The sequence below is a fragment of the Vibrio sp. Vb0667 genome (assembly GCF_033391095.1).
This window is the reverse complement of the sequence record NZ_JAWPOL010000084.1, coordinates 1-2,113: the sequence shown is the minus strand read 5'-3', so window position 1 is coordinate 2,113 and position 2,113 is coordinate 1. Positions and strand designations below refer to the sequence as shown.

3 protein-coding genes are annotated in these 2,113 nt (G+C 46.1%); all 3 read left to right on the top strand.

Features of this window, described 5'->3' with window-relative positions; translation table 11 throughout:
• Nucleotides 1-35: 35 nt before the first annotated feature.
• The 3 genes from R8269_RS23525 (at nucleotide 36) to rluF (ending at nucleotide 2,104) form a co-directional block, all read left to right on the top strand.
• On the top strand, nucleotides 36-176 hold the full coding sequence (locus R8269_RS23525) for a DUF3149 domain-containing protein (RefSeq protein WP_005489851.1): 141 nt from the start codon (nucleotides 36-38) through the stop codon (nucleotides 174-176).
• A gap of 131 nt (nucleotides 177-307) precedes the next feature.
• Nucleotides 308-889, top strand: coding sequence for a DNA endonuclease SmrA (gene smrA, locus R8269_RS23520; RefSeq protein WP_005481355.1), 582 nt, complete (start codon nucleotides 308-310; stop codon nucleotides 887-889).
• 99 nt (nucleotides 890-988) lie between these two features.
• The gene (rluF, locus tag R8269_RS23515) at nucleotides 989-2,104 is read left to right on the top strand and encodes a 23S rRNA pseudouridine(2604) synthase RluF (RefSeq protein WP_318222693.1); all 1,116 of its coding nucleotides are present in this window, start codon (nucleotides 989-991) and stop codon (nucleotides 2,102-2,104) included.
• Nucleotides 2,105-2,113 lie beyond the last annotated feature (9 nt).

Here is a 2,113-nt window from a genome sequence, read left to right as displayed (position 1 = left end):
TTTTATGCCTGTCGGGAATATCTTGGAGGAAACATATGGACTTTTGGCTTGATCTCCTATTTGGTAATGCAGTGGGTCTATCGTCAATGATAGTAATCTTTGGGGCATTTGGTCTGATGCTGTTTTACGGCGGTTTCTTCATCTATAAGATCATGAACGACAAATCTCCTCACTAGATCTCGCTTAGCTCTAGAAACGCTTTGCACCGGAGCCGGTTACTTGCCTGCTCCGGTTTTTTATTTGATCTTCTGCCACATCTCGTTGATATAATCCTATCTACCTATCCTGTTCTTATGAGATTGCCACTATGTCTCACGATGACGATTTTGAACTGTTTCAACAGATGATGGGCGATGTTAAGCCAATCAACCAAGACACTGCTGAACACAAAAAAGTCCACCAAGTGACTGATGCACATATTGCCAAACGCGAAGCAGCGATTTGGCTCACCGAAGATGACCCAGAATACCTTTCTCTCGATCATGCAGAAATGCTCAAACCCGATGACTTCGTCGAGTTCAAACGAGATGGTGTTCAAGATGGTGTATTTCGCAAACTTCGCCTTGGGAAGTACCCTATCCAAGCCCGTTTAGACTTGCATCGTAAAACGCTGAAAGAAGCGCGTGATGAAGTAGTGAAGTTCTTAAAGCAATGTATCTCAATGGATATTCGTACTGTTGTGATTGTGCACGGCCGTGGCGAACGTTCGAATCCACCAGCATTAATGAAAAGCTTCGTCAGCAGTTGGTTACAACAAATAAAAGAAGTGCAATGCGTGCACAGTGCACAACGCTTTCACGGTGGCAGTGGTGCTGTTTATGTATTGCTAAGAAAAAGCGCAGACAAGAAACTAGAAAACCGCGAACGTCATCAAAAACGGTTAGGCTAAGTTCCTCCTCGGTGCTAGAATGCCCGACCTTATTTCCCCTTCCCACTCGCGGGAAGGGTCATCAAATTCACCGCCGTTGTGAAACGTTAGGAGACCGATATGTCACAAGACAACGCGAAACGCTTAAATAAATTCATCAGCGAAACGGGCTTTTGCTCGCGTCGCGCTGCCGATAAACTGATCGAAGAAGGTCGAGTGACCATTAACGGCAAACAGCCAGAAATGGGCACCAAAGTACTACCTGGTGACGACGTTTGTGTTGATGGCAAGCCTGTCGCTTCAAAAGAAAAGCCGATTTATATCGCCCTCAACAAGCCAACAGGCATCACCTGTACGACTGAGCGTGATATCCCCGGCAATATCGTCGATTTCATCGGTCACAAAAAGCGTATTTTCCCAATTGGTCGACTCGATAAACCTTCGGATGGTTTGATCTTCTTGACTAACGATGGCGACATTGTGAACAAGATTCTGCGCGCTGGTAACAACCACGAAAAAGAATACGTGGTGCGTGTCGACAAGCCGATTACGGACGAATTCCTAAAACAGATGTCGAGCGGTGTTCGAATCCTCGATACCGTAACACTCCCTTGTAAAGTCACGAAAGAAACCAAGTTCTCTTTCCGTATTGTTTTGACGCAAGGCCTAAACCGTCAGATCCGCCGTATGTGTGAAGCACTCGGCTACGAAGTATTTAAACTTCGCCGCGTACGCATCATGAACATCTCTCTAGATGGTATTCCAAATGGTAAATGGCGTTACCTAACCGATGACGAAGTCGCAGAAATTTTAGCAATGTGCGATGGCTCAGTTGGTACCGAGGAAGCGTCAAAGACAGATTCTCGAGGTCGTAATATTCGTAAAGCGACTGATGCGAAACTGTTTGATAGCCGAGAAGAGAACCAAGGTTCGACTGCTCGTCGCAATCAAAAAACGCGCACCTTCCGTGGTAATAACGCTGACGAGTTCCGTCATGCACCTAACTCTAAAAAAGGCCAGCAAAAGCGCCGTCAACGTGATGATGAGAACTCACGCCCTGCGAAAGAGCATTACAAAGCGAAACCTCAAGGTGAACGCGCGAAGCCACAAGGTGAGCATGGCAGACCGCAAAACAAGCCTCAAACACCGAGCAAACCGAAGCAGCATTACGTCAATCCGAATACGACAAGTAAACCGAAAAAACGCACTAGTGGCACATTAAGCCTCAAAAAATAACAATAAAGG

What these genes read in the sequence shown, in the direction of transcription:
- R8269_RS23525 (WP_005489851.1), top strand. Translation starts at nt 36, where the DNA reads ATGGACTTTTGGCTTGATCTCCTATTTGGTAATGCAGTGGGTCTATCG.
- smrA (WP_005481355.1), top strand. Translation starts at nt 308, where the DNA reads ATGTCTCACGATGACGATTTTGAACTGTTTCAACAGATGATGGGCGAT.
- rluF (WP_318222693.1), top strand. Translation starts at nt 989, where the DNA reads ATGTCACAAGACAACGCGAAACGCTTAAATAAATTCATCAGCGAAACG.